Below are 25,287 nucleotides of genomic sequence, written 5' to 3'. Positions count from 1 at the left end.
ATTGTATTAAAGTATATATTGTGATACTGTTTAAGTTTAATTTATTTTATTGATTTGAAGGGAAGATTGAAGAATGGAAAAGTTTATAATAAAAGGAGGAAAGCCCCTTAAAGGAAGTATACAGATAAGTGGCGCTAAAAACTCTGCTGTTGCAATCCTTCCCGCAGCCCTATTGGCTGATACTCCGAGTGTGATAGATAATTTGCCTGATATAAAAGATATAGAATTATTAGTCCAGATGATACGCCATCTGGGAGGAAAAGTAGAAAAGAAAAAACACGAAGTAGTAATTGCCCCTGAAGGGCTTAATTCCTTTTACCCCCCTCGAGATTTAGCAAGCCAGATGAGGGCTTCTTATTATCTTATAGGTGCACTTTTAAGTAGATTTAATGAGGCAGTAATAGCTATGCCAGGTGGGTGCAATATTGGTGTAAGACCTATTGATCAGCATATTAAAGGGTTTGAAGCTTTAGGCGCGGAGACTACTATAGAACATGGACTTATAAGGATTAAAGCTGATAAATTAGTAGGGAATCATATATATTTTGATGTGGCGAGTGTAGGTGCTACTATAAATTTGATGTTGGCAGCAGTTAAAGCTGAAGGGGTAACGATATTAGAAAACTGTGCAAAAGAGCCCCATGTAGTTGATGTAGCAAACTTTTTAAATGCCATGGGAGCGAATATCAAAGGTGCTGGTACAGATACTATTAAGATAACAGGCGTAGACAAGCTTCACGGATGTCACTATACTATTATTCCTGACCAAATAGAAGCAGGAACTTACATGGTGGCAGCTGCCGCAACTAAAGGTGATGTGTATATAAAAGGAGTAATTCCAAATCACTTAGAAGCAATTGTTGCAAAACTTGCAGAAATGGGCGTCATTGTTGAAGAATACGATGATGTGATAAGAGTAAGAAGAGAAGGACCTTTAAAACATGTTGATATAAAAACTTTACCTTATCCTGGCTTTCCAACAGATATGCAACAGCCCTTTGCGGTGCTTTTGGCTTTGGCTGATGGCATAAGTGTCATTACTGAAAATATATATGAAAATAGATTTAAATATTTAAATGAGTTAAAGAAAATGGGAGCGAAAGTAAGAGTAGAAGGAAGGACTGCAATAATTGAAGGCGTAGAGAAATTGACAGGTGCACCTCTTTATGCGACAGACTTAAGAGCAGGTGCAGCGATGGTTATAGCAGGGCTTGCTGCTGAGGGTACGACAGAGGTTATGGAGGTTTATCATATAGATAGAGGTTATGAAGCGATGGAAGTAAAGCTTCAACAACTAGGAGCTGATGTAGTAAGGGTAAAAGAGTAAAAAAGCTATAAAATTTTGAGTATAATGTGCTGCATAATATCTCATCCTATTTAGTGAGGTGATATTATGCAGCGTCAATTGAAGAGTTTTTTTGCTGTTGCAATTATAGTTTCTTTGGTTACCTCTTTAGTATTTGTATATATTGCACCAAAATATTTATGGGGTAAGGTTATTCCTATACCTTATCCTCCTTCTTCAGGAATAAAAACAGAAGTAGTGATACCAACAAAAGAATCTCCTACAATAGCGGAAGTAGTGGCAAAAAAGGATACTCCTGCTGTTGTGGGAATTACTACTGTAGAATTTCAAAGAGAGTATTATTTTATAGAAAAAGCTGTAGAAGGTGTAGGTTCAGGTTTTATTGTTAATCCAAATGGCTATATTATAACAAATAATCATGTAGCTAATGAAAAATCCAAAAATATAAAGGTATATTTAAGTAATGGCAGTATACTTCCGGGTAAAGTTTTATGGACTGACCCTGTTTTAGACCTTTCTATCTTAAAAATTGATGCAAAAGATTTACCAATTATACCTTTGGGAGATTCTGACAAGATATCGGTAGGGCAAACCGCAATAGCAATTGGAAATCCTTTAGGTCTTAGGTTTCAAAGGACGGTTACTTCTGGAATAATAAGCGCTTTAAATAGAAGCCTTCCCATTACTGAGGATGGAAAACCGCGAATCATGGAAGACTTGATACAGACAGATGCTTCTATAAATCCAGGGAATAGCGGAGGGCCTTTAGTGGATTCTCAAGGCTATGCAATTGGAATAAATACTGCGAAGGTAACAACTGCTGAAGGATTGGGCTTTGCTATACCTATAAACATTGTAAAGCCTATACTTAAGAAAGTGATAGAAACGGGTACATTTAAAGCACCTTATATTGGCATAGTTGCGTATGATAAAGAAATTGCCAGTTACATTTCCGCAGATGTTTATATATATGAGGGGATATATGTGGCAGATATTGACCCTAAAGGTCCTGCTTATAAAGCTGGCATTAGAAAAGGCTATATTATTTTGGAGATAGATGAAAGACCTGTAAATACTATGACAAGTTTAAAATGTATTATTTATGAAAAAAATCCAGGTGACAAAATAAAAGTTAAGTACCAAACCGTATCGGGAAAGACAGGATATACTACTATAACTCTCGGAGAATAGGAGAGGTTTTATGTTTGTTGTGTGTGAAAAGCATTTAGAGGATGCCATTGAAGAATTTGTCGAAGTGTACGAACAACCACCGGATATTTACAAATTGGATGAAGTTTCTTTTACTGATTGGCTGGTACCTCATAAATGTGATTTTTGCGATGAGCCACCTAAATATCTTGTAGTTTAAAAATGAGGGACTTAATAATGAAGATATATATAATAGCTGTTGGAAAAATAAAGGAGAACTATATAAGCGATGGAATAGTTTTTTATTTAAAAAAATTGCGCCCTTATTGTGAAATAGAAATTAAAGAAGTAGAAGAAGAAAAAGCTCCTCAAAATTTAAGTGAAAAAGAAAAAAAGGAGATTTTGCGTAAAGAAGGAGAAAGAGTTCTTTCTAAAATAAAAAAGGGAAGCTTTGTTGTTTCTCTTGCTATAGAAGGAAAAGAAATAGACTCATATAAATTTTCCCAATTTATAAAGGCGACTTTTCAATCTGGTTATAGAGAAATGACCTTTGTAATAGGTGGATCGTTGGGCTTGTGGGAAAATATAAAGAAACAATCTCATTTAAATCTTTCTTTTTCTAAAATGACTTTTCCTCACCAGCTTATGAGACTTATACTTTTAGAGCAGATTTATTTAGCTTTTAGTGGAGAAAATCACTTGTGATAAGGTTCATTGTTTAAAATTTTATATGCCCTATATAACTGTTCAAAGAAAATAGTAGAAGTCAAACCTAAACTCATTTTCATGCTACTTATGCTTATGGTCTCATTACAATGAATTTCTTCATTTCCTATGATTATTAATATATCTGTTATTCCAGTAAGTTCAAACTCTTTTATTTTTTCTGCCAATTCCTCTGAAGATAAGGATTTACCTGCAGGTGATATTACTATTTTGTAATATTTATCCGTTTCTTGAAGAGGTAATTTTTGAGAATTTTTGTAGCTTGAAAAAGTGATATTGCAAAATCGGCTCAGCCTCTTTTGATATTCTTTTATTGCATCAGAATAAAACTTTTCTATTTTATTACCTGTAGCATAGACTTTGTAATTCATACAATCACTTCTCTTTTATTTGTTGATAGTAAATATTATAAAGTGATAAAATTATATTGTCAAAAATATTTGAAAATATGTTTTTCATTTGATACAATATACAAAAATAAGATGATGGAGGTATTATCGTGTCTGTACTTGATGTTTTGCAAGAAAGAGGATATATTCAGCAAATGACTCATGAAGAGGAAATACGAGAGCTTTTAGAAAAAGAAAAATTACTTTTTACATAGGCTTTGATCCTACTGCTGATAGCTTACATGTGGGACATTTTCTTCAAATTATGGTGATGTCTCACATGCAAAAAGCAGGCCACAGGCCTATTGTGTTAATAGGCGGTGGCACAGCGATGGTAGGAGACCCAAGCGGCAGGACTGATATGAGAAAGATGTTGACTAAAGAGGAAATAGATAGAAATGCTGAAGCTTTTAAAAAGCAGATGCAAAGACTCATTGATTTTTCGAATGGCAAAGCCATCATGGCAAATAATGCTGACTGGCTTTTAAACTTAAACTATATTGAATTTTTAAGAGATATAGGGGTTCATTTTTCTGTAAATAGAATGCTTACAGCGGAATGCTTTAAGTCCCGATTAGAAAGAGGCCTTTCCTTTTTGGAATTTAACTACATGCTGATGCAGGCTTATGATTTTCTTGAATTAAATAGAAGATACAATTGTGTAATGCAAATGGGCGGAGACGATCAATGGTCTAATATTATTGCTGGTATAGAGCTTATACGAAAAAAAGAAGGTAAACAGGCTTATGGTATGACATTTACTTTACTTACCACCAGTGAAGGGAAGAAAATGGGAAAAACAGAAAAGGGAGCAGTGTGGCTTGATCCTAATAAAACTTCTCCTTATGAATTCTATCAATACTGGAGAAATATAGCTGATGCGGATGTGGAAAAGGCCCTGGCACTTCTCACTTTCCTGCCTATGGATGAAGTGAGAAGATTAGGGGCATTAAAAGATAAAGAGATAAACGAGGCGAAAAAAATATTGGCATATGAGGTCACGAAACTTATACACGGAGAGGAAGAGGCTATAAAAGCCCAAAAGGCGGCAGAGGCTTTATTTGAAAGCGGTGGAGATTTAGATAATGTGCCTTCTGTTACTGTCTCTTCTGATGTTTTAGGTAAAAAAATTTTAGATGTGCTTTTTGAAGCAAAGATAATACCTTCAAAGAGTGAGGGTAGAAGGCTCATTCAACAAGGTGGACTGTATATAAACAATGAAAAAGTTGAAAGTATTGATGAATATATAAAAGATGATATGATAAAAGATAATAGCATTTTAATAAGAAAGGGCAAAAAAGAGTATCACAGGCTTGTCATTAAAGAATAAAGGGGGAGCTTTTTGTGTCAAGTGAAGAATTATTAAACCTTGTATTAGAAAGACTTAACAGTATTGACACAGGGCTTGAGAATTTAGAAAACCGCATTGACAGGTTAGAAGTTAAATTTACTGAGTTTGAAAAAAGGATAGACAAATTAGAACAAAGAATGGACAATTTTGAGCAAAGGATGTATAAGTTAGAGCAAAGAATGGATAATTTCGAACAGAAGATGGGTAGTTTTGAGCGAAAGTTGGGAAATTTTGAAGTAAGGCTGGATAATTTCGAGATAAAGATGGATAACTTTGAAAAAAGGTTAGATAAAGTTGAGCAAAGAATAGATAAAATTGAAAGTGTTGTTACAAGCACCTTTGAACAAGTAGCTAGAAATACAGAATCTTTGACTGAGATAAACTTCCAATTTAAGCGGATTGACAAGAAATTTGAGGCTTTAAATAACCATATATTAGAAAGAGAAGCAGATGTGAGGCTTTTATTAGAAAAAGTGGGGTTATAAAAATTTGTGTCAAGAGAGTTCTCTTGACACAAATTTTATATGTTCTTGAAAGAGGTGCTAAGATGGTCTTTATCGCAACCGCTTTATATATTGAGGCAAAACCTCTAATTGAATATTTTGGCTTAAAAAAAGATGTAGAAAATCGATATTTTCAAGTTTTTAAAAATGAAGAAATAACGTTGGTAGTAACAGGAGTGGGCAAAATAAATAGCAGTATAGCTGTTTCTCATGCGGCAACTCGATATTTGTGGGTTCCACAAAGCTTTATAATAAACCTTGGTGTATGTGGTTCGAAAGATATTGATGAAAAAATAGGGAACATATACCTTATTAACAAAATTGTAGACAATGAAACTCAGAAAAATTATATACCTGATATCTTGGTAAATCATCCTTTTGAAGAAAGCGATATAGAGACTTTTAACTATATAGTAAAAGATAAAGGTTTGATGACAGCAAGACTTTGTGATATGGAAGCCAGCGGTTTTTATCAAGCAGCTTCTAAATTTTTTGAAACCCACAGAATTTATATTTTAAAAATTGTTTCTGATAGGACAGATTTCGAGGATGTGTCTAAAAATAAAATTTATGAGTTAATAAAAAACAAGTTAAAGGAAATAGATGAATTTATTAAAATATTGAAAAATAATTTTAAAACCAGGGAAATATTTTCCTTTTATGAAAAAGAAATTATAAATTTTTTTTCACAAAAGCTAAAACTTACGGTAAGTCAAAGGCAAATTTTTTATAAAGCTTGTCTACATTATAAGGTTAGAAAAAGTGAAGGTATAGATTTTTTAGAAAACTTTTATGATGTACAGGTAAATAATAAAGAAGAAAGGAAGAAGGCCTTTGAAAAAATTCTCTCACATTTACGTTGAGAAGGAGGTACTTCCTAATCCTATAACGCAAAATATTTTAAAGAAATTTCCTAAAAGTAAAGTAGTGCTTATTGACAGATATAGTGAGGTTTTCAATAGACCTAATCAAAACTACCTTATACAAAAAGAAAGACAAAATCTTATATTGGCCCAAAAAAGATATGATTTTATATATAAAGGTTCTAAGCTTTGTGAAGACTTTGGAAATATCAATTTTTACCATACATCAAATATATTCAATTGTATTTATGATTGTGATTATTGCTATTTACAGGGTATGTACCCTTCAGGACATCTTGTTATTTTTGTGAATATTGAGGACTATTTTAAAGAAATAGATAAACTTACACAAGACCAGAAGGTCTATTTAAGCATATCCTATGAGACGGATTTACTTGCTTTAGAATACCTTACAGGCTTTACTAAACAGTGGATTGAATATGCCAAAGGGAATAAAAACCTTGTAATAGAAATACGAACAAAAAGCGCCAATTTTTCTTCCGTAGAATTTATCGACATACCTTCTAATGTAATTTTCGCATGGACATTGTTGCCACAACCGGTAATCGATAAATATGAAAAACTAACACCTTCTCTCAGTAAAAGAATAGAAAGCATAAAAAGGGCCATATCAAAGGGTTTAAAAGTTAGAATTTCTATTGAACCAGTGATGTATATAGAAGGATTTGAAAAAATATATAAAAATTTTGTGGAATATGTTTTTTCAAAAATACCTAAAGAAGGTATACAAGATGTCAATATTGGAGCTTTTAGAATGGTAAAGGAGCAAGCTAAAAAAATAGAAAAATTAAAAGAATATTCTCCAATATTTTGCTATGATACGGTTTTGAAAGATGGAATATTTACCTATAAAGAGGCAGAATATTTTGAGGAATTTGTTTATAGAGAAGTAATAAAATATATTGAAAAGGAAAAAGTGTATGTATTAAACAAACTCCCCTCTAACTAAGGGGAGTTTTTATCTGTCATTCTAAGAGCAGAGAGGCTCTTACTTAATTCAATAAGGAGGATTGTTAAAAATATCTTGATTTTTAAAATAGTTTTCCTTATAATATAAATTGTGACCCAATACTTATGGGGGGTAGCCGTAGTTTATAACGGTTTGTAATAAAAAGGAATTGCAATTTTGCTTATATAAATTTTTGATTTTGGATAACATAAATATTTAAAGAGGTGATTTGATGTTAGAGTTTATAAAGGATACTCAGCACTTTGAAGAAGTAAAAAATAAAGAAGAATTTTTTATGCTAATGTTTTATTCTAATTCTTCACAAAAGAGTCTTGAAGCTTTAGAGGTCATGAAGAAATTCAGTGAAGACAATCCTAAAGTGCCCGTTTATGTAGTAAATGCTTCTGAGATAAGAGATATTCATCCACAATATGGAATCAAAGTAGTGCCTTCAGTGATACTTTTCAAGGATAAAGAGCCCTGGCAGTTTGTATTTGGACTTCAAAGCAAAGAATATTATGAAAAACTTTTAGTTGTCGCTCCTTCAAAAGCTTCTGATGGGAAAGGTCAAAAGGCCCACAGAGTGACTGTTTACACCACTCCCTCTTGCCCCTGGTGCAATGCTACAAAGGCATATTTAAGACAACACAACATACCTTTTAGAGAAGTAGACGTGAGCAAAAATCCAAGTGCGGCAGCAGAATTAGTAAGGCGGAGCGGCCAAAGAGGTGTGCCTCAGACGGATATTGATGGCACAATTGTAGTAGGGTTTGATAAAGCTAAGCTTAATAGATTGCTGGGAATTACTGAACAATAAGTTTTTGTTCTTGTACCTTTTCTTATAAGTGAGGTATAATAAATAATGTAATAATGTGCGGTAAAAAATAATAAAAGAAAGGAGAAGGAGTTATGACAAAAATACAACCTATAAATGGCCATGCACTTATTAAATTGGAAAAAGAGCCTGAAGAGAAAAAGATAGGCGGAGTAATAATTCCCAAGACTGCTGAAGAAAAATTAAATCAGGGAGTAATTGAAGCTCTTGCAGCTGGTGCCTCCGATGAGCTTGCTGTAGGGGATAGGGTTATATATAAAGAGTTTTCAGGTACGAAGATAAAACACGAGGGAGAGGAATATCTCATAATTCCAGTAGATGACATACTGGCTAAGTTTGTGGAAGTTGACGAAATATAAGAAGTCGGGGAAATTGAAGTCCCGACTTCTTATATTTTTATAGATAATTATTGACATATGTTTATTAAATGAAAATAATTATCAATTTTGTGTCTTTTTCTATTGATTTGGTTGTTTAGGTGGTGTATAATAGTATTGCTTGAGTATTCCTATTAAAATAGTCGGAATTAAAAAGGAGTTGTAAAAGATGAGGGAAACATTGTTAGAAATAAAGGATTTGCATGTAGAAGTTGAGGACAAATATATCCTTAAAGGGCTTAATTTAACAATAAAAAAAGGAGAAATACATGCAATTATGGGACCCAATGGTGGTGGTAAAAGCACGTTGTGCAATTCCATCATGGGGAATCCTAAATATAAAGTGACTTCAGGGCAGATTTTATTTGAAGGAGAAGATATAACAAATCTAAAAGTCAATGAAAGGGCAAAAAAGGGCATCTTTTTGTCTTTTCAGTACCCTGAAGAAATACCCGGAATAACAGTGGATAATTTTATAAGGACCTCTGTTAATATTGTAACAGGCCAAAATATGTCGATGCTTCAATTTGCAAAAGACATGAAAAACACATTAGAGCTTTTAGACATGAAATCCGAGTACAGAAGTAGGTATTTAAATGTAGGTTTTTCCGGAGGAGAAAAGAAAAAAACTGAGATACTCCAGATGGCTTTTCTGAAGCCTAAACTTGTAATGCTTGACGAAATTGACTCCGGGCTTGACATAGATGCCTTAAAAGTTGTGGCAGAAGCGGTCAAAAAGCTAAAGAATGAAGAGATGTCTATCTTAATAGTCACCCACTACAACAGGATATTGGATTACCTTGAGCCGGATGTAATATCTGTTTTAATGGATGGAAAGATTGTAAAAAGCGGTGACAGGGACCTTGCAAAGATTCTTGAAGAAAAGGGTTATGACTTTGTGAGAAATGGCGTGTAACCCATAGGAGGCGAAAATAATGAAAAAACCAGATATAAAGGAAATAGATTTTAGCATATACGACGTCAAAGACAACGTAAAGTATGAGTATCAGACAGGTAAAGGACTTTCTAAAGAAGTTGTTTTAGAAATATCTGAGCAAAAGAATGAACCTTCCTGGATGAGGGATTTTCGATTAAAAGCTTTGGAGATATATCAAAAAATGCCTATGCCCACATGGGGTGTTGATTTAAGTCAACTTGACATAGATTCTATTATTGCCTATATACGCCCAAGTGCAAAAATGCAAAGGTCGTGGGATGAAGTTCCAGAAGAGATAAGGCGTACTTTTGAAAGGTTGGGGATTCCTGAGGCGGAAAGAAAAGCATTGGCGGGAGTAGGTGCTCAATACGACTCTGAAGTTGTATATCACAATATTAAAGAAAGCCTTACTCAACAAGGTGTCATATTTGAGGACATGGACACTGCAATAAAAAAATATCCTGACATAATAAAAGAGTACTTTATGACAAAAAACGTGACGCCTTATGACCACAAATTTGCAGCCCTTCACGCTGCAATATGGAGCGGAGGCACATTTGTTTATGTTCCAGAAGGGGTCAAAGTGGAGGTTCCACTTCAGGCTTATTTTAGAATGAATGCACCAGGAAGCGGACAGTTTGAGCACACTCTCATAATTGCTGACAAAGGCAGTGAAGTACATTTTATAGAAGGCTGTTCTGCACCACAGTATTCTGTTTCAAACTTACATGCAGGTTGCGTAGAACTTTTTGTAAATGAAGGGGCTCGCATAATTTATTCTACTATAGAAAACTGGAGTAAAAATACCTATAATCTAAATACAAAAAGGGCAATTGTTGAAAAAGACGGCATTATAGAGTGGATATCCGGCTCTTTTGGAAGCCACAAGACAATGCTTTATCCTGCTTCTATATTAAAAGGAGAAGGAGCAAAGGCGGAATACACCGGTGTGACTTTTGCTGCAAAAGGGCAGCATTTAGATACCGGTTCAAAAATGATACACTTAGCTCCTCATACTTCTTCAAAGGTTTTAGCAAAGAGTATATCAAAAGATGGTGGAATATCAAGCTATAGAGGACTTCTCAAAATAGGACCTAATGCGGAAGGTGCAAAGGCTTCTGTCCAGTGTGAAGGCTTGATGTTGGACGATATTTCAAGGTCTGATACAATGCCAGTAATAGAAATAGAAAATGACAATGTGGACATTGGTCATGAGGCAAAAGTGGGAAGAATAAGCGATGAACAGATATTTTACCTCATGTCCAGAGGTTTAAGCGAAGACGATGCAAGGGCTATGATTGTAAGAGGTTTTGTTGAGCCTATAGCTAAAGCTTTGCCATTGGAATATGCAGTGGAGATGAATAGGCTCATTAAACTTGAGCTGGAAGGCGCAATAGGATAGGAGTGAAAATATGTGGAAGAGAGTTAGTATGGAGGAAATACAACAGCCTTCTTATAAAGAATACACTTCAGCAGTAATAAAAGATTTGTCTCATGATACAGTAAAAATAAAAGAGACAAAGAAATTAGCTAGATTGCCGACAGAGATATCGGCTTTAAGGGATAAAGCTTTTGGCATAGAAGGCAAATTTATAAATATGGTAAAAGATTTTTACAATGCAGGTTTTCACATTGAGATTTCTCAAAACAGTAATGTTGAAAAACCTATAGTGATTGATTATATAACAAATGAACAAAATGACACATTGATTGATTATAACATAATTGAAGCGGAAGCTAATTCGCAAGTTACAATCGTTTTTGACTATAATTCAGGTACAAAAGGCTTTCACAATGGCATAACGCAGGTGATTGCAAAAGAAGGTTCTACTGTAAATATAGTAAAAATACAAAGATTGGGAGACGAATTCAACGACTTTGACAATAACCTTGTAATTGTAGGGAAAAATGCTATGGTCAACTGGTCAAATGTTGTGATAGGCTCGAAAGTAAGCGCTTTTGATGTGGCGGTATATCTTGATGAGGTAGGAGGTACCTTTACTTCCAAATCCATTTTTTTAGGTGTGGATAGTCAAAAATATGACATGGCTTATAATGTATACCACCAAGCTCCTAAAACTACCAGCAGTGTGGACTTAAAAGGAGCCTTAAAAGGAAGTGCAAAGGCTACCTTTATAGGAAATATTGACATTAAAAAAGGTGCAAAAAAGGCAAAAGCTGAAGAAAATGAAACAGTACTTTTATTAGACAAAACTGTAAAATCCGTTGCAATTCCTGCTCTTTACTGCGGAGAAGATGATGTACAGGCAAACCACTCAGCCAGTGCAGGGCAAATAGATGAAGACAAACTCTATTATGTGATGAGCAGAGGCTTTAGTTTAGAAGAGGCAAGGCTTTTAATGGTTCAAGCCATATTAAATCCTGTTATAGACTTGATTCCTTATGACCCTGTAAGAGAAATCATCATAAAGGGTCATATAGGAAGGAGGATTATAAAGTGAAAAATATCGATATTGAAAGAATAAAAAAAGACTTTCCTATATTGAGTGTTAAGCCCCATGGAAAAAGGCTTGTATATCTTGACAATGCCGCTACAACACAAAAGCCAATTGAAGTAATAAAGGCTATGGATAAATATTATGAAGAGCTAAATGCCAATGTGTACAGAAGCCCCCATTATTTAAGTGTACTTTCAACACAAGCCTATGAAGAGGCAAGAGAAAGGGTAAAAAATTTATAAACGCCAAAAAAGAAGAGTCTATAGTTTTCACAAGAAATACAACAGAGTCTATAAACTTTATAGCCTACACTTGGGGTATGAAGCATATAAACGAAGGAGACGAAATACTACTTACCATAGCTGAACACCACAGCAATATACTCCCATGGCAGATGGTAGCAGAAGCTAAAGGGGCAAAGCTTAAATATGTCTATCTTGATGAAAATTTTAGGCTTTCTATGAAAGACTTTAAAGAAAAAATGTCTGACAAAGTAAAATTGGTTGCTGCGCAACACATGTCGAATGTTTTGGGAATAATAAATCCTGTGGAGGAGATTACACATATTGCCCACAAATACGGGGCAAAAGTATTAATAGATGGAGCACAAAGTGTACCTCATATGCCTGTTGATGTACAAAAGATAGATTGTGACTTTTTTGCCTTCTCTGGTCACAAGATGTTAGGACCTATGGGGATTGGGGTTTTATATATAAAAGAAGATTTACTTAAAGAGGTACCGCCATTTTTAAGAGGAGGAGAAATGATAGACGAGGTTTACGAGGACTATTCCACATTTGCACCTTCCCCTCTTAAATTTGAAGCAGGTACTCCTAATATAGAGGGAGCGTATGTGCTTATTTCTGCCATAGATTATATAGAAAAAATTGGGCTTACCAATATATATAAACACGAAGGCGAGCTTTTGGAGTATGGTCTTCAAAAAATGAAAGAATTAGACTTTGTAAAATTGTATGGCCCCAAAGACGCGAAGGAAAGAGGAGGAATAATTTCCTTCAATGTAGAAGGAGTTCATCCTCACGATGTTGCTACAATTCTCGATGAAGAAGGAGTTGCTGTAAGAAGTGGGCATCACTGTTGCCAGCCCTTAATGAGATACTTAGGCGTTCCTGCAACTGTAAGAGCAAGCTTTTATCTCTACAACGATTTTGAGGATATTGATGCCCTTGTGGAAGGACTAAAAAAAGTCAGGAAGTGGTTTAAATGAGCGATTTAAATCAGCTTTATTCTGAAGTTATAATGGAACACTATGAAAACTCTCCTCACAGAAGAGAGCTTAATGATGCTACTCACAAAGAAAGGGGGCACAATCCTCTTTGCGGTGACGACATTACCATTTATCTAAAAATGAATGGTGACATTATAGAAGACGCATCTTTTACAGGTCATGGATGTGCTATAAGCCAAGCTTCAACCTCTATGATGATAGACCTTATAAAAGGGAAAGACAAAAAAGAGGCCTTAAGGCTTGTTCAAGAATTTATAGACATGATACACAAAAAAGATATAAATTTAGATGAATTAGGTGATGCACAGGTATTGCAGGGAGTATCTGACTTTCCTGCCCGCGTAAAATGTGCTTTACTTGCGTGGAAAACGCTTCAGGAAATTTTGTAAGTCTATAAAATAACGCCACGAGGGCGTTCACCTTCGTGGCGTTATTGAATTTTTCAAGACATTCCACATTTCATCTTTTACAAGTCCTAATCTCCAAATGGCTATTCCATCAAGTCCAAATCTTTTTGCAAGACCAATTTTCACTGCAAAGCTTTCCTGTGTTTCATTTGGTATTGAAATACCAAGCAAAAGTTTTTCTTTTGGGACATTTTTAGTTGCTTGTTCAATTGCTTGGATTACAAGTTCTTCTGGCTCAGGCTTTGTACCATAGTCGTAAGCCATGACAATTATTTTATCTGCAATTTCTCCGAGAGTTTTGTAATCATATCCTTTATATACACTATTTGGGGCATGGAGAGTTAATGTTATTGATTTTGAGGCATCAAGGCGATTTCTAAGCAGTTTAACAAACTCTGTAAATTTTTGCTGGGTTTGTACGAGGTCTTCTTTACTCTCATTAAGACCAAGTCCTTCGAAATCAAGATTTACACTATCATAAGTTTTTGCTTCTTCAGCGATTGAGGAAATGGCTTTTTCTATGGCTTCTTTAGATGACAGCAAATTAGAGACAGTATTGTCACCATCAGTAACATGAATAACCATTTCAGATTTCAATTCGAATTGGGATATTACATCTAGTACTTTTTCCCATCCATCAGGTCTTTGCCAACCAGTTCGACTTTTTGTCAAGAGATTGCCATTACTGTCTAAACTATACCAACCAAATGCGATGGAACTAAAATAGCCGGTATTGCCAGAAGTATATTCGGGATAACTTTTACCAAACAAATTTGTCCAACTGCTTGTTTGGCTATCTCCCAAAGCATAAAAGCCTGTTACAAACATTTCTTTTGGTGGCGATGTTATTTTTACTGTATAAGTATTTTCATTCCAATCAACATCGCAATTAAAAGCTTCACTAAAAAATCTAAGTGGTATTAAGGTCCTTTGATTTATCATTTGTGGTGATACTCTGAGAGTAATTGGCACATTGTCTTTTATCGCTGTTTTATTACCAATTTGAAGTTTCACATTTGTTTTGTTATCAGTTGCTATAACTGTTTGTGTTGAGACTTCCCAATTTACAGAAATATTTAAAGCTTCGGCAATAGCCCTAAATGGGACTAATGTTGTGCCATCTTTAAGTACAGGTGCTACATCAAAAGTTACTGGATATCCATCCAAAAGAACTGTAATTTCTTGCTTTTCTTGAGCATTTGCAACCTGTAAATTAAAAATGGTAACTATTAAAAAGGTAGATATAAAGGACAAAACTAATTTCTTTTTGAATGTTTCCATATTTCCCCCCCTCCCATGGTATCATTATACATTAAAATTAAAGGGATTTAAAGTCGATTTTTGAATTTTTAGAGTTTTTATATTTTCTTTACTGATTTTATAAAACTTTATTAGAAGTGCAAAAAACGATTATTACACAGGAATTAAAAATTTTTAAAAATTAAGAAGGAAAAATAGGGATTAATGTAGAATTATATACATGTAAAACCAATACATCCATATCTTCACTGGAATAAATTTATGAGGTGTTATTATGAGAATTACTTTGGAATTTGTGGGAGGAAAAAATTTAGTATTGCCAATTCATTATAATTATGTAGTTCAAGGCTTTTTGTATGACCTCATGGGGGACAGTGATTTTGCAGCTTTTTTACATAATGAAGGGTTTCAATATGAAAAAAGAAAATTTAAATTATTTACATTTTCAAGAATTGAAGGAGAGTTCAAGATTTTAACAGACTCTAAAGGGCAGAAAAAAATAAGCATAAAGCCCCCTTTTAAATTTACAGTCGCTTCTCCTTTGGATGAATTTATATTTGATATTTCTAAAAATGTGTTAAAAAAGGAATATTGCCATTTTAATGGGCAAAAATTTATTTTAAATTCACTCAATATAGACAATCCTCCCGTTTTTAAAAATAAAGCCAGGATAAAATTTATCTCCCCTGTTGTGATGTATACTACTTTAAAAGATGGTGACATAAAGTATACTTATTATTACTCACCTTGGGATGAAAAATTTTCTCCCCTTTTACTTAATAATCTGCTTAAAAAATATGAATTAGTCTATAATGTAAAAGCGAAAGATCCATACTTTAAGCTTTATCCTTTATCAGAAAAGGAAGACAGAAGATATTCAAAGATGATTAAATACAAAAATGTTTATGTGAAAGGATGGATGGGTATATACGACGTAGAAAGCAGTCCTGAATTATTAGAACTTGCTTACTATACAGGTTTGGGCGCAAAAAACTCCCAAGGATTTGGGTGTTTTGAGATAATTGAGTGAAAGAAAGGAGGGAGAGAGGATGATAACAGCAATAAAAGAGTTAGGGGAGATGGTGTTAAAAATCTCAAAACAAAACTTTGCTGGACGTACTTATAGAAAATCCAAATCAAGATGGTAGATACTCTAAAATAATTGCTATAAATTTCATTGTAAAAGAAGATGAGATTGAATATGAAGGAATTAGACTTGAAGAGTATGACGATTCAAAAATAAGTAGATACATTTTTACAGATACAGGTGGTAATGCTCCTGGATATACCCCTGCTGCAAAAATAACAGAAGTGCCAAAAACATTTAATGGCAAAATAAAAAATTGGTTTAATAAGGTGCTAAAAGACAAGTCAATAAAAATCGATGAAAAAGATAGAGCCTTTCTTGAGAGAATAAAAGACATATTAGAAGAAAAAAGTGATGAAATTATCAAAGAAGCAGAGAAAATTCGAGGAGATTTTCCCAAAAGAGAAGGATTATCTCTTATACTCAAATTTAATGTAGATGGAGAGTACAAATATATTGGAGATTTTAATGTATTTAGAGATTTGATGCTACAATTAGACAGTCAAAAGTATCAGAAAATTTATGCGGAAGATAAAGTATGTTCAATTTGCGGACAAAAGAAAGATATTGTTTTTGGTACAGTTGATACATATAAATTTTATACAATTGACAAACCAGGATATATTACAGGCGGCTTTAATGAAAAAGAATCATGGAAGAACTATCCTGTATGTGCAGAATGTAGACTTGCTTTAGAAGAAGGAAAGAGATACCTTGAAAATGAACTTACTTTTAGATTTTATGGTTTGGAGTATCAGTTAATACCTAATTTCATTATAGGAAAAGAATTTGTAAGAAAAGAAGTACGAGAAATATTTGAGAGTTCGGAAAGACTTTTGTCTCTTAAGAGAGAAGTAAAAAAGAGATTTATTGGAGATGAAGATGAGATATTAGATTACCTGGCTGATGCAGAAGATTCTATGACTGTCAATTTGTTGTTTTTAAGAAAATCAAATTCAGCAGAAAGGATATTGCTTTTAATAGAAGATGTGTTTCCTTCTCATTTAAGAGAAATTTTTAATGCGAAAGAACAAGTAGATAAAATTTTTGGCAATAGTTTTACTTTTAAAAATATAAGAAGCTTTATGTCTAAATCTGACTCAAATAAAAGGGATAATGATTTGGACGGTTATTTTCTCGATATAACTGATAGGATTTTTAGAGGAAGGCCAGTGGATTTGGGATTTTTATACAACCTTATAATGAAAAAAATAAGAGAAGAGTTTGTGAAGGATGGTTATTATAAAGCTGCAACTGCAGATGGGTTGATGACGATAGCTTTTCTTGAAAAAATGAAATTGATAAAAATGGAGGTTATCCCAATGGAGGAAAGAATATTTGATAGCTTTTTTGCCAAATATGGTCCTACTTTTGAAATGCCTTTAAAAAGAGGACTTGTTCTTTTAGGGGCTTTAACAGAACTTTTATTGAGAAAACAGTACTCAGATAGAGAAGCTAAGCCTTTCATGAAAAATTTAAAAGGATTAAAAATGGATGAAAAAGACATAAAAGGTCTTCTTCCTAAAGTGCAAAATAAACTTGAAGAATACGATTCTTTTGACAAAGGTAAAAGACTCTTAGCGAAAGAAGCTTCTAATTATCTTCTCTTAGCGGGAGATAATTGGAATATGTCTGTTGACGAAATAAATTTTTACTTTGCTTGTGGTATTAATTTAGCTGATGAATTGACAAGTATTATTTATAAAAAAGAAGGGGAGGAAAAATAAATGGAAAATGTTATTAAAAATCGTGCAGAGATTTTATTTCTCTATGATGTGAGCTTTGCAAATCCTAATGGTGACCCTGTAGACGAAAACAAGCCGCGTATAGATGAAGAAACGGGAATAAACATAGTGACAGATGTAAGACTTAAAAGGACGATAAGGGATTATCTTGCTTATTACAAAGGCAAAGAGGTGTTTATAATTGAAACAAGAAAAGATAATGGAGAACTCAGGACAAAAAAAGATAGGATAGAGGACTTTGGTACAAATGAAGACATAATAGCAAAATGCATTGATGTGAGATTATTTGGAGCTACAACTGCAGTAAAAGACAAAATGATGATTCTTACAGGTCCTGTCCAATTTAAATATGGTAAATCTCTTCACAGAATAAATTTAATGTACGTAAAGGGTACCACGGTTATGCCTTCTGGAGAAGGTAGAGAACAAGGAACTTTTACAGAAAAATACATATTGCCCTATTCGCTAATTGCTTTTTATGGGATTGTTAATGAAAATGCTGCAATAAATCAGAATATACCTTTGACAGATGAAGATGTTGATTTGATGTTAGAAGGAATGTGGAATGGTACCAAAAATTTAATGTCAGGTTCAAAAATGGGACATATGCCGAGATTATTAATAGAAGTGGTATACCAAGAGAACAACTATCAAATAGGTGAGCTTGAAAAACGCATAAAGTTTGTGCATGAGATGGAAGACGAAGAAATAAGAGATATACAAGATGGCAAACTCGATATAACAGAACTTGTGGCAGTGCTAAAACAAAACCAAGAGAAAATAAAATTGATAAAATACATTTACGATGATAGAGTTACATTTACATGTAATGGAGAAGAATGTACATTAGAGAAAGCTTTGAAAGGATTAAACATTCAAAAACTCCAATATTAAGGGGATATAGAGATGAAGACTTTAGTTTTTGATGTGTTCGGGGACTATGGACATTTCAGAAAATACTATACTACTTCTTCCCCGCTTACTTTTTCCTTTCCACCACCCCCAACTGTCAAAGGCATGTTGGGGGCGATAGCGGGGATTGACAAAAAAGAATATCTCAAAGTTTTTTCAGAGGAAAACTGCAAAGTTGCTATCAGGATATTGAACCCTATTAAAAAAATCAGAGTGGGACTGAATTTAATAAATACAAAAGGGAATTACTGGATACCTTATAAAGCTAAAAATCATGAGGCGAGAACGCAAGTGAAGACAGAATTTGTAAAAGACGCAGCGTATCGGATTTACTTTATGCATAAAGATAATGATTTATTTGAAGACATAGTGGAAAAAATAAAAAATCGCCGAAATGTGTATACTTTGTCTTTAGGGTTAAGTGAAATGATTGCTGATTATAAGTTTATAGGGGTATATGAAGCAGAAGAAATAGAAAATGCAGAAGTAGATATTTTATCAGTACTACCATTTCAATCTATTGTAGAGGACAAAATTTATTTTGAAAATGGCAAAAAATATTTTAAAGAAAAGATACCTGCAGGTATGAATGAAGATAGGGTTGTTTTAAGTTACGAAGATGTTTTATATGAAGTAAATGGACAAAGCATAAAGTGTCATGTAAAGAAATGTTGGGAGGTTAAGGGTGAACATGTCATCTTTTTCTGAATTATACTCCCATCCTGACAAATTTTTAGAAGACCATCTCATCAATACTTCTAAAATAATTAGAAGCTACTTTAACGAAAAAAAGGTGGCGATAATAGATAAAGAGACTTTCTTAAAAACAGCTACTATAATTTCTTTATGCCACGACTTTGGAAAAGCGACAAATTATTTTCAAAAGTATTTGTTTACTGAAAACGAGAAAGAGAGAAATAAATTAAAAACAATGGAAGAAACGCACCATTCTTTATTATCTGCAGTTGTAGCCTTTTATTTGGTTAAAAATGAAATAAATGCTCAGGATAGAAAGGGGATATTGTTTCCTTTTATAGCTTTTTTAATTGTTAAAAATCACCATGGAGATTTAAAAAATGTTTTTAATGAAGTTATATTAGATGATAAAGAGTTAGAAGTACTTAAAAAACAGCTTAACAGTATAGATGATGAAAAATTACAAGTATTAAATGGAAAGCTTAGAAATGCTGGCTTAAATGAAAATTTGACTAAATCAGCGATAAATGATTATATTGATAGTATTAATTCTGAATTAAGAAAAATCAAAAGAGAATTAAGAAGACTTAAAGAGGAGCAAGATGTTTCTATATACTTATTATTAAACTTTTTGTTTTCTTTACTTGTTGATGCCGATAAAACTGAAGTTGTTGTTGGAATTGACAATATAAAACGGCCGGAAATAAAGTTTGAAGAGCAGCTTGTAAAAGAGTATAAAGCATCTTTTCCAGATAAAGAAAGTAAAATTAATTTATTGAGAGAGGAAGCCTATAAAGAAGTATTAGAGAAGGATATAGATATTAAACAAAAAATAATGTCTATCAATCTTCCTACAGGCCTTGGCAAAACGTTGACTACAATTGCTTTTGCGATGAAATTATGGGACAAATTGTATAAAGAAACCGGTGTAAAATATAGAATTATTTATTCTTTGCCATTTTTAAGTATTATAGAACAAAATTCTAATGTGCTTGAAGATTTGTTAAGATATAATGGAATTCAACCAGATACAGAAATAATATTGAAACATCATCATTTGTCAGATATAAGATATACTAAAAATAATACTGAATTTGAAGATGAACAAGCCAAAATATTGATAGAAGGATGGAATTCAGAAATAATAATAACTACTTTTGTTCAATTTTTTCATACATTAGTGTCTGAAAAAAATAAAACTTTGAGGAAGTTCCACAGATTAGCGAATTCTATAATTATACTTGATGAAGTCCAATCAATACCATTTAAATATTGGCTTTTGACAAAAGAACTTTTAAAAGCGGTTGCAAATGAATTAAATTCATATATAATTTTTGTAACTGCTACTCAGCCGTTAATATTTAGAGAAGAGGAAATTTATCCATTAGTAGCCAAGACTAAATATTTTACTCAAATGGATAGAGTAGAAATTATTCCCAAATTGAGTCGAGATATTACCTTAGAAGAGCTAAGCGAAATGTTTGATTTAAATGATGGTAAAAGCTATCTTTTCATACTAAATACTATAAAATCTGCTCAACAATTTTATAATATATTAAGGGCTAAGATACCTAATGATGAAATAATTTACATGTCAACACATGTAGTACCTATGGAAAGGATGGAAAGAATAGAAAAAATAAAAGAAGGTAAGATGAGGTTTGCTGTAACGACTCAATTAGTAGAAGCAGGGGTAGATATTGATTTTGATGTTGTTGTAAGAGATATAGCACCTCTTGATTCTATTAATCAATCAGCAGGAAGGTGCAACAGGAACTGGAGAGGAAAAGGAGAAGTCTATGTTGTATCATTGATAGATGAAAAAGGTCAAAAATATTCAAAATATGTTTATGATAAAATATTACTTGGCATAACGCGTGAAATACTAAGTAAATATGATACTATAAAAGAGCAAGAACTTTTGAAGATTATAGAGAAATATTATCAAGAAGTATCAGAGAGAATGTCCTCGAATGAAGGAAGAGAGCTATTAGATGCTATATACACATTGAGGTATGATAGCGAAGATGGAAATATGTGTATTTCCAAATTTGAATTAATTGAAGATGACTATTATAAAGTAGATGCATTTATTGAATTGAATGATGAAGCTAAAGAATTGTGGCATAAGTATGTTGAGCTTAAAGACATAAAAAATCTATTTGAAAGGAGAAATATTTTTAATCGATTTAAAGCTGACTTTTATAAATATGTAATATCAATACCTGCAACAGTGGAAAATATGCCTCCTGATATTTGGGGTTTTAAGTATGTAAATTATGATAGTTTAAATGATTATTATGACAAAGAAACAGGTTTTATAACAAAAGGAGTCACAAGTATATGGTAACAAATTTGTCGTCGATCCCCAATAAGGCAAAAACACCTGGGGATAGACGACATTTTTATTTTTCTGATTTTCATAAAGTAATTGATTTTATTGGACAATATGGTATAATAAAGTCAAGGTACTTGACAGAAATTAAAAAATTGTAAGGTGTATAATGTGCTATTTATGCATGTTAGAATGCGTTTTTAGCCTACCTATAAGGAATTGAAACCGTATCCGAACCCGTTGAACGTCTATAAAGGCGTAGGGTTTTTAGCCTACCTATAAGGAATTGAAACCCATCTTGGAGTAAAAAAACGTCTTTGTCGGTTTTCTTGTTTTTAGCCTACCTATAAGGAATTGAAACTTCTTACTCTTATCTCATGTACCTTCATTTATATCTCCGTTTTTAGCCTACCTATAAGGAATTGAAACATTTCCTTCTTTGATACGACTTTTTTATCGATTTCTGCGTTTTTAGCCTACCTATAAGGAATTGAAACCGGCAAGAGTATCCGTGCTTGCAAGAGCCGTTGCTGAGTTTTTAGCCTACCTATAAGGAATTGAAACACATGGAGAAAACAGGAAATAAACATTACACAACCTGTTTTTAGCCTACCTATAAGGAATTGAAACTGGCCTTTTATCCAAAACGTTGCAACAGTCAAATAATGTTTTTAGCCTACCTATAAGGAATTGAAACTAATAAATTAAACCAATACCACCACCAAAGTAAGAGTTTTTAGCCTACCTATAAGGAATTGAAACCCAGTCTGTCATAAATGCCATATGCTTTTGCATAAACAGTTTTTAGCCTACCTATAAGGAATTGAAACTTGCCTTTCTCATAAAGCTCTGTGGCTTTGTCCGCAGTTTTTAGCCTACCTATAAGGAATTGAAACATGCTCTCTCTAATGCCTGTCTGTATCCTTTCCAATAGGTTTTTAGCCTACCTATAAGGAATTGAAACTATATAGCAGTTTCATAAATTTTTCGAATATAATTATGTTTTTAGCCTACCTATAAGGAATTGAAACCGTTATTGTAACGCGGTGAAGATAGCTATCGTACCGTTTTTAGCCTACCTATAAGGAATTGAAACAATAAATGTTTACGCATTCTTGACCTTGCTTTAATTGTTTTTAGCCTACCTATAAGGAATTGAAACTTGGCATAAGTGTATTTTCAATTTTATTATACCACGTTTTTAGCCTACCTATAAGGAATTGAAACATTCAAGGAAGTTTTACTTTGACTCATTCAACAAAAACGTTTTTAGCCTACCTATAAGGAATTGAAACTCAAAAAAGAAAATTGCAATTGAAGGTGGTGAAATAGTTTTTAGCCTACCTATAAGGAATTGAAACTTTGTTTTAATAAGTACTTTTGCTATAGCTAAATATCCGTTTTTAGCCTACCTATAAGGAATTGAAACTCAGTTCACCTGTTTTTGCATCTCTCACCTCAATTGGTTTTTAGCCTACCTATAAGGAATTGAAACCGGAAGCGGAAGAGATTACATTGATACTCAAAGACGTTTTTAGCCTACCTATAAGGAATTGAAACCAAATACAGTATCTTCTACAGGAGCAACAAATAATAGTTTTTAGCCTACCTATAAGGAATTGAAACTAGAAACATACAGAAACCTTGACAAGGAAAGTGGCGAGTTTTTAGCCTACCTATAAGGAATTGAAACAATTCCATTGTGCTGTTATGTCTTGAAACAAAGCAAGTTTTTAGCCTACCTATAAGGAATTGAAACAGAAGCAGTTAAACAAGGATTTATTAACATTGAAAAGTTTTTAGCCTACCTATAAGGAATTGAAACCCGATTGTTGACAACATTTTGTGATACCTCCTTAAGTTTTTAGCCTACCTATAAGGAATTGAAACCACGTACGACAGATATATTTGTGAGCTTACAGCAAAGGTTTTTAGCCTACCTATAAGGAATTGAAACGATATTCTCCTTTTGGTATCGGCACATCAAACCGATCCGTTTTTAGCCTACCTATAAGGAATTGAAACAGTGCATCTGGTCGCTGGGTTTGACTGGATATCCTTTGTTTTTAGCCTACCTATAAGGAATTGAAACTTTTGTTCCTGTTGCTACTATGCTTACTCATTTTGGTTGTTTTTAGCCTACCTATAAGGAATTGAAACCAGAATGGAGACTATTCACGAGAGACAGTCAAGGAACGTTTTTAGCCTACCTATAAGGAATTGAAACTTGTTTGTACCTGTGCCTTGTATAAATGCTGTATCTTGTTTTTAGCCTACCTATAAGGAATTGAAACCTCTGCATCTCTTTTGAGGCGTCAACACCTATCAGTTTTTAGCCTACCTATAAGGAATTGAAACTAAACAAGACAATAAAGAGTAAAGCGTAAATTGTGAGTTTTTAGCCTACCTATAAGGAATTGAAACATGAAGCAGGATTGTATAACTTGATTTTGTTAAGCCGGTTTTTAGCCTACCTATAAGGAATTGAAACACTTCCACGTCTCTTCTCGGATCTTTGAAGCTTGCCAGGTTTTTAGCCTACCTATAAGGAATTGAAACTAACCCTCAAAAAGTTCTTGCCCACAATATGCGCATTTGTTTTTAGCCTACCTATAAGGAATTGAAACAATTCAATGATGGTCTTTTTGATTATTTCGTATTGGGTTTTTAGCCTACCTATAAGGAATTGAAACAACAATTCAGAACAGGGATAACTTTATTGTTTATAGTTTTTAGCCTACCTATAAGGAATTGAAACCACGTACGACAGATATATTTGTGAGCTTACAGCAAAGGTTTTTAGCCTACCTATAAGGAATTGAAACCCTCCCTAAATATTTCAGTACCCTATCCAGTAAAGCTGGTTTTTAGCCTACCTATAAGGAATTGAAACAAGTTTTCATTACTTCTAATGCATCTTTAGATTTTAGTGTTTTTAGCCTACCTATAAGGAATTGAAACACGACATCCAGTGGTTATAGTAACTTAATTCGCTCAGTTTTTAGCCTACCTATAAGGAATTGAAACTGAAGTAGACGCTGACGGCAATATTGGCCCTGCAAAGTTTTTAGCCTACCTATAAGGAATTGAAACAGTGCTCTTGGGTCAATTATTTCTCTGTATTCAACGTTTTTAGCCTACCTATAAGGAATTGAAACTGGAAAGAGTGGGCAATGTCCTCTCTTTCCAGTCCTTCGTTTTTAGCCTACCTATAAGGAATTGAAACTGGTCGAATCATAACAATTGTTTCGGTACGGGTACAACGTTTTTAGCCTACCTATAAGGAATTGAAACCGCCAGCAAATGTGTTACCTTCTCTAACTGTTGAGGGTTTTTTAGCCTACCTATAAGGAATTGAAACCATAACCAGAAAGGCTTACAGGCTGGTTATGAATGCGTTTTTAGCCTACCTATAAGGAATTGAAACGAGACAAAGCGAATGTTGCAGCGCTGATAAGGTTGTTATGTTTTTAGCCTACCTATAAGGAATTGAAACCGTCCTGAACATTTGCAAAAGCTGTATAATGACAAAATGTTTTTAGCCTACCTATAAGGAATTGAAACACGACATTGTTAGAAGTCTTAAAGGAGCATAGAGAAAAGTTTTTAGCCTACCTATAAGGAATTGAAACTAGATTATATTCATAACACACCTAATGCGTTCATAAGTTTTTAGCCTACCTATCCTGAAAATAGTGTCTCTCAAAAAGGCAATAAAAAACTAAGCCCAT

The 25,287-nt window shown here is 33.4% G+C and carries 19 protein-coding genes, 3 pseudogenes and 1 CRISPR repeat array; of the genes and pseudogenes, 20 read left to right on the top strand and 2 right to left on the bottom strand.

The window, feature by feature from the left end:
* Positions 1 to 73: 73 nt before the first annotated feature.
* The 4 genes from THESIDRAFT1_RS05675 (at position 74) to rlmH (ending at position 3,160) form a co-directional block, all read left to right on the top strand.
* Positions 74 to 1,327 (top strand): UDP-N-acetylglucosamine 1-carboxyvinyltransferase, encoded by a 1,254-nt coding sequence (locus THESIDRAFT1_RS05675; protein WP_003870752.1) that lies wholly within the window; start codon positions 74 to 76, stop codon positions 1,325 to 1,327.
* A 66-nt stretch (positions 1,328 to 1,393) separates the two neighbouring features.
* Positions 1,394 to 2,497 carry a S1C family serine protease gene (locus tag THESIDRAFT1_RS05670; RefSeq protein WP_006569809.1) on the top strand — a complete coding sequence of 368 codons (1,104 nt, stop codon included), beginning with the start codon at positions 1,394 to 1,396 and terminating at the stop codon, positions 2,495 to 2,497.
* A 10-nt stretch (positions 2,498 to 2,507) separates the two neighbouring features.
* Positions 2,508 to 2,675 (top strand): CxxH/CxxC protein, encoded by a 168-nt coding sequence (locus THESIDRAFT1_RS12955; protein ID WP_003870754.1) that lies wholly within the window; start codon positions 2,508 to 2,510, stop codon positions 2,673 to 2,675.
* A 17-nt stretch (positions 2,676 to 2,692) separates the two neighbouring features.
* Entirely contained in the window at positions 2,693 to 3,160 is a 468-nt protein-coding gene (gene rlmH, locus THESIDRAFT1_RS05665) for a 23S rRNA (pseudouridine(1915)-N(3))-methyltransferase RlmH (protein ID WP_003870755.1), read from the top strand.
* Here rlmH and THESIDRAFT1_RS05660 read toward each other — a convergent pair.
* Positions 3,151 to 3,552 carry a 23S rRNA (pseudouridine(1915)-N(3))-methyltransferase RlmH gene (locus tag THESIDRAFT1_RS05660; RefSeq protein ID WP_006569808.1) on the bottom strand — a complete coding sequence of 134 codons (402 nt, stop codon included), beginning with the start codon at positions 3,550 to 3,552 and terminating at the stop codon, positions 3,151 to 3,153. The two genes, rlmH and THESIDRAFT1_RS05660, sit on opposite strands and share 10 nt — an antisense overlap.
* A 128-nt stretch (positions 3,553 to 3,680) precedes the next feature.
* Between THESIDRAFT1_RS05660 and tyrS the strand changes: the two are divergent.
* The 11 genes and pseudogenes from tyrS to sufU all read left to right on the top strand — a co-directional run bounded on the left by tyrS (position 3,681) and on the right by sufU (position 13,503).
* Positions 3,681 to 4,900, top strand: a pseudogene (tyrS, locus tag THESIDRAFT1_RS05655) (tyrosine--tRNA ligase).
* Between the two features lie 14 nt (positions 4,901 to 4,914).
* Positions 4,915 to 5,406 carry a hypothetical protein gene (locus THESIDRAFT1_RS05650; RefSeq protein WP_006569806.1) on the top strand — a complete coding sequence of 164 codons (492 nt, stop codon included), beginning with the start codon at positions 4,915 to 4,917 and terminating at the stop codon, positions 5,404 to 5,406.
* Positions 5,407 to 5,468: 62 nt separating this feature from the next.
* A complete protein-coding gene (locus tag THESIDRAFT1_RS05645) occupies positions 5,469 to 6,287 on the top strand; it encodes a nucleoside phosphorylase (protein WP_039929209.1) in 819 nt (272 codons plus the stop codon).
* Positions 6,259 to 7,257: an SPL family radical SAM protein gene (locus tag THESIDRAFT1_RS05640; RefSeq protein WP_003870760.1), complete on the top strand. Its 999-nt coding sequence runs from the start codon at positions 6,259 to 6,261 to the stop codon at positions 7,255 to 7,257. The genes THESIDRAFT1_RS05645 and THESIDRAFT1_RS05640 overlap by 29 nt, the downstream gene beginning before the upstream one ends.
* Before the next feature lie 232 nt (positions 7,258 to 7,489).
* A complete protein-coding gene (locus tag THESIDRAFT1_RS05635; RefSeq protein WP_004399627.1) occupies positions 7,490 to 8,074 on the top strand; it encodes a glutaredoxin domain-containing protein in 585 nt (194 codons plus the stop codon).
* A 92-nt stretch (positions 8,075 to 8,166) separates the two neighbouring features.
* The gene (locus THESIDRAFT1_RS05630; RefSeq protein WP_003868733.1) at positions 8,167 to 8,451 is read left to right on the top strand and encodes a co-chaperone GroES; all 285 of its coding nucleotides are present in this window, start codon (positions 8,167 to 8,169) and stop codon (positions 8,449 to 8,451) included.
* Positions 8,452 to 8,638: 187 nt separating this feature from the next.
* Complete coding sequence (gene sufC, locus THESIDRAFT1_RS05625) at positions 8,639 to 9,385, top strand: Fe-S cluster assembly ATPase SufC (protein ID WP_006569804.1); 747 nt, start codon at positions 8,639 to 8,641, stop codon at positions 9,383 to 9,385.
* Between the two features lie 19 nt (positions 9,386 to 9,404).
* Positions 9,405 to 10,808 carry a Fe-S cluster assembly protein SufB gene (sufB, locus tag THESIDRAFT1_RS05620; protein ID WP_003871433.1) on the top strand — a complete coding sequence of 468 codons (1,404 nt, stop codon included), beginning with the start codon at positions 9,405 to 9,407 and terminating at the stop codon, positions 10,806 to 10,808.
* Positions 10,809 to 10,818: 10 nt separating this feature from the next.
* Positions 10,819 to 11,868: a Fe-S cluster assembly protein SufD gene (gene sufD / locus THESIDRAFT1_RS05615; RefSeq protein WP_006569803.1), complete on the top strand. Its 1,050-nt coding sequence runs from the start codon at positions 10,819 to 10,821 to the stop codon at positions 11,866 to 11,868.
* A pseudogene (locus THESIDRAFT1_RS05610) lies at positions 11,865 to 13,093 on the top strand (cysteine desulfurase). Before sufD ends, THESIDRAFT1_RS05610 begins: the two are co-directional and overlap by 4 nt.
* Positions 13,090 to 13,503 (top strand): Fe-S cluster assembly sulfur transfer protein SufU, encoded by a 414-nt coding sequence (gene sufU / locus THESIDRAFT1_RS05605; RefSeq protein ID WP_006569801.1) that lies wholly within the window; start codon positions 13,090 to 13,092, stop codon positions 13,501 to 13,503. Before THESIDRAFT1_RS05610 ends, sufU begins: the two are co-directional and overlap by 4 nt.
* A gap of 27 nt (positions 13,504 to 13,530) precedes the next feature.
* On the opposite strand, the gene THESIDRAFT1_RS05600 is transcribed toward sufU, so the two are convergent.
* The gene (locus tag THESIDRAFT1_RS05600) at positions 13,531 to 14,802 is read right to left on the bottom strand and encodes a stalk domain-containing protein (protein WP_006569800.1); all 1,272 of its coding nucleotides are present in this window, start codon (positions 14,800 to 14,802) and stop codon (positions 13,531 to 13,533) included.
* A gap of 253 nt (positions 14,803 to 15,055) precedes the next feature.
* On the opposite strand from THESIDRAFT1_RS05600, the gene cas6 reads away from it, so the two are divergent.
* From cas6 to THESIDRAFT1_RS05575, 5 genes and pseudogenes are all read left to right on the top strand, one after another.
* Positions 15,056 to 15,811, top strand: coding sequence for a CRISPR-associated endoribonuclease Cas6 (gene cas6 / locus THESIDRAFT1_RS05595; protein WP_006569799.1), 756 nt, complete (start codon positions 15,056 to 15,058; stop codon positions 15,809 to 15,811).
* A gap of 19 nt (positions 15,812 to 15,830) precedes the next feature.
* A pseudogene (locus THESIDRAFT1_RS05590) lies at positions 15,831 to 17,595 on the top strand (TIGR02556 family CRISPR-associated protein).
* Positions 17,596 to 18,507 carry a type I-B CRISPR-associated protein Cas7/Csh2 gene (cas7b, locus tag THESIDRAFT1_RS05585; protein ID WP_006569797.1) on the top strand — a complete coding sequence of 304 codons (912 nt, stop codon included), beginning with the start codon at positions 17,596 to 17,598 and terminating at the stop codon, positions 18,505 to 18,507.
* Positions 18,508 to 18,519: 12 nt separating this feature from the next.
* The gene (gene cas5b, locus THESIDRAFT1_RS05580) at positions 18,520 to 19,233 is read left to right on the top strand and encodes a type I-B CRISPR-associated protein Cas5b (RefSeq protein WP_006569796.1); all 714 of its coding nucleotides are present in this window, start codon (positions 18,520 to 18,522) and stop codon (positions 19,231 to 19,233) included.
* Positions 19,217 to 21,571, top strand: coding sequence for a CRISPR-associated helicase/endonuclease Cas3 (locus tag THESIDRAFT1_RS05575; protein WP_039929205.1), 2,355 nt, complete (start codon positions 19,217 to 19,219; stop codon positions 21,569 to 21,571). Before cas5b ends, THESIDRAFT1_RS05575 begins: the two co-directional genes overlap by 17 nt.
* Positions 21,572 to 21,752: 181 nt before the next feature.
* Positions 21,753 to 25,188: a CRISPR direct-repeat array (repeat unit 30 nt; unit sequence GTTTTTAGCCTACCTATAAGGAATTGAAAC).
* Positions 25,189 to 25,287: the final 99 nt, after the last annotated feature.

The organism is Thermoanaerobacter siderophilus SR4 (assembly GCF_000262445.1).
Taxonomy (GTDB): Bacteria; Bacillota; Thermoanaerobacteria; order Thermoanaerobacterales; family Thermoanaerobacteraceae; genus Thermoanaerobacter; species Thermoanaerobacter ethanolicus.
This window is presented reverse-complemented; position numbering and strand designations above follow the sequence as displayed.

What these genes read in the sequence shown, in the direction of transcription:
- THESIDRAFT1_RS05675 (WP_003870752.1), top strand. Translation starts at nt 74, where the DNA reads ATGGAAAAGTTTATAATAAAAGGAGGAAAGCCCCTTAAAGGAAGTATA.
- THESIDRAFT1_RS05670 (WP_006569809.1), top strand. Translation starts at nt 1,394, where the DNA reads ATGCAGCGTCAATTGAAGAGTTTTTTTGCTGTTGCAATTATAGTTTCT.
- THESIDRAFT1_RS12955 (WP_003870754.1), top strand. Translation starts at nt 2,508, where the DNA reads ATGTTTGTTGTGTGTGAAAAGCATTTAGAGGATGCCATTGAAGAATTT.
- rlmH (WP_003870755.1), top strand. Translation starts at nt 2,693, where the DNA reads ATGAAGATATATATAATAGCTGTTGGAAAAATAAAGGAGAACTATATA.
- THESIDRAFT1_RS05660 (WP_006569808.1), bottom strand. Translation starts at nt 3,552, where the DNA reads ATGAATTACAAAGTCTATGCTACAGGTAATAAAATAGAAAAGTTTTAT.
- THESIDRAFT1_RS05645 (WP_039929209.1), top strand. Translation starts at nt 5,469, where the DNA reads ATGGTCTTTATCGCAACCGCTTTATATATTGAGGCAAAACCTCTAATT.
- THESIDRAFT1_RS05635 (WP_004399627.1), top strand. Translation starts at nt 7,490, where the DNA reads ATGTTAGAGTTTATAAAGGATACTCAGCACTTTGAAGAAGTAAAAAAT.
- THESIDRAFT1_RS05630 (WP_003868733.1), top strand. Translation starts at nt 8,167, where the DNA reads ATGACAAAAATACAACCTATAAATGGCCATGCACTTATTAAATTGGAA.
- sufC (WP_006569804.1), top strand. Translation starts at nt 8,639, where the DNA reads ATGAGGGAAACATTGTTAGAAATAAAGGATTTGCATGTAGAAGTTGAG.
- sufB (WP_003871433.1), top strand. Translation starts at nt 9,405, where the DNA reads ATGAAAAAACCAGATATAAAGGAAATAGATTTTAGCATATACGACGTC.
- sufD (WP_006569803.1), top strand. Translation starts at nt 10,819, where the DNA reads ATGTGGAAGAGAGTTAGTATGGAGGAAATACAACAGCCTTCTTATAAA.
- sufU (WP_006569801.1), top strand. Translation starts at nt 13,090, where the DNA reads ATGAGCGATTTAAATCAGCTTTATTCTGAAGTTATAATGGAACACTAT.
- THESIDRAFT1_RS05600 (WP_006569800.1), bottom strand. Translation starts at nt 14,802, where the DNA reads ATGGAAACATTCAAAAAGAAATTAGTTTTGTCCTTTATATCTACCTTT.
- cas6 (WP_006569799.1), top strand. Translation starts at nt 15,056, where the DNA reads ATGAGAATTACTTTGGAATTTGTGGGAGGAAAAAATTTAGTATTGCCA.
- cas7b (WP_006569797.1), top strand. Translation starts at nt 17,596, where the DNA reads ATGGAAAATGTTATTAAAAATCGTGCAGAGATTTTATTTCTCTATGAT.
- cas5b (WP_006569796.1), top strand. Translation starts at nt 18,520, where the DNA reads ATGAAGACTTTAGTTTTTGATGTGTTCGGGGACTATGGACATTTCAGA.
- THESIDRAFT1_RS05575 (WP_039929205.1), top strand. Translation starts at nt 19,217, where the DNA reads ATGTCATCTTTTTCTGAATTATACTCCCATCCTGACAAATTTTTAGAA.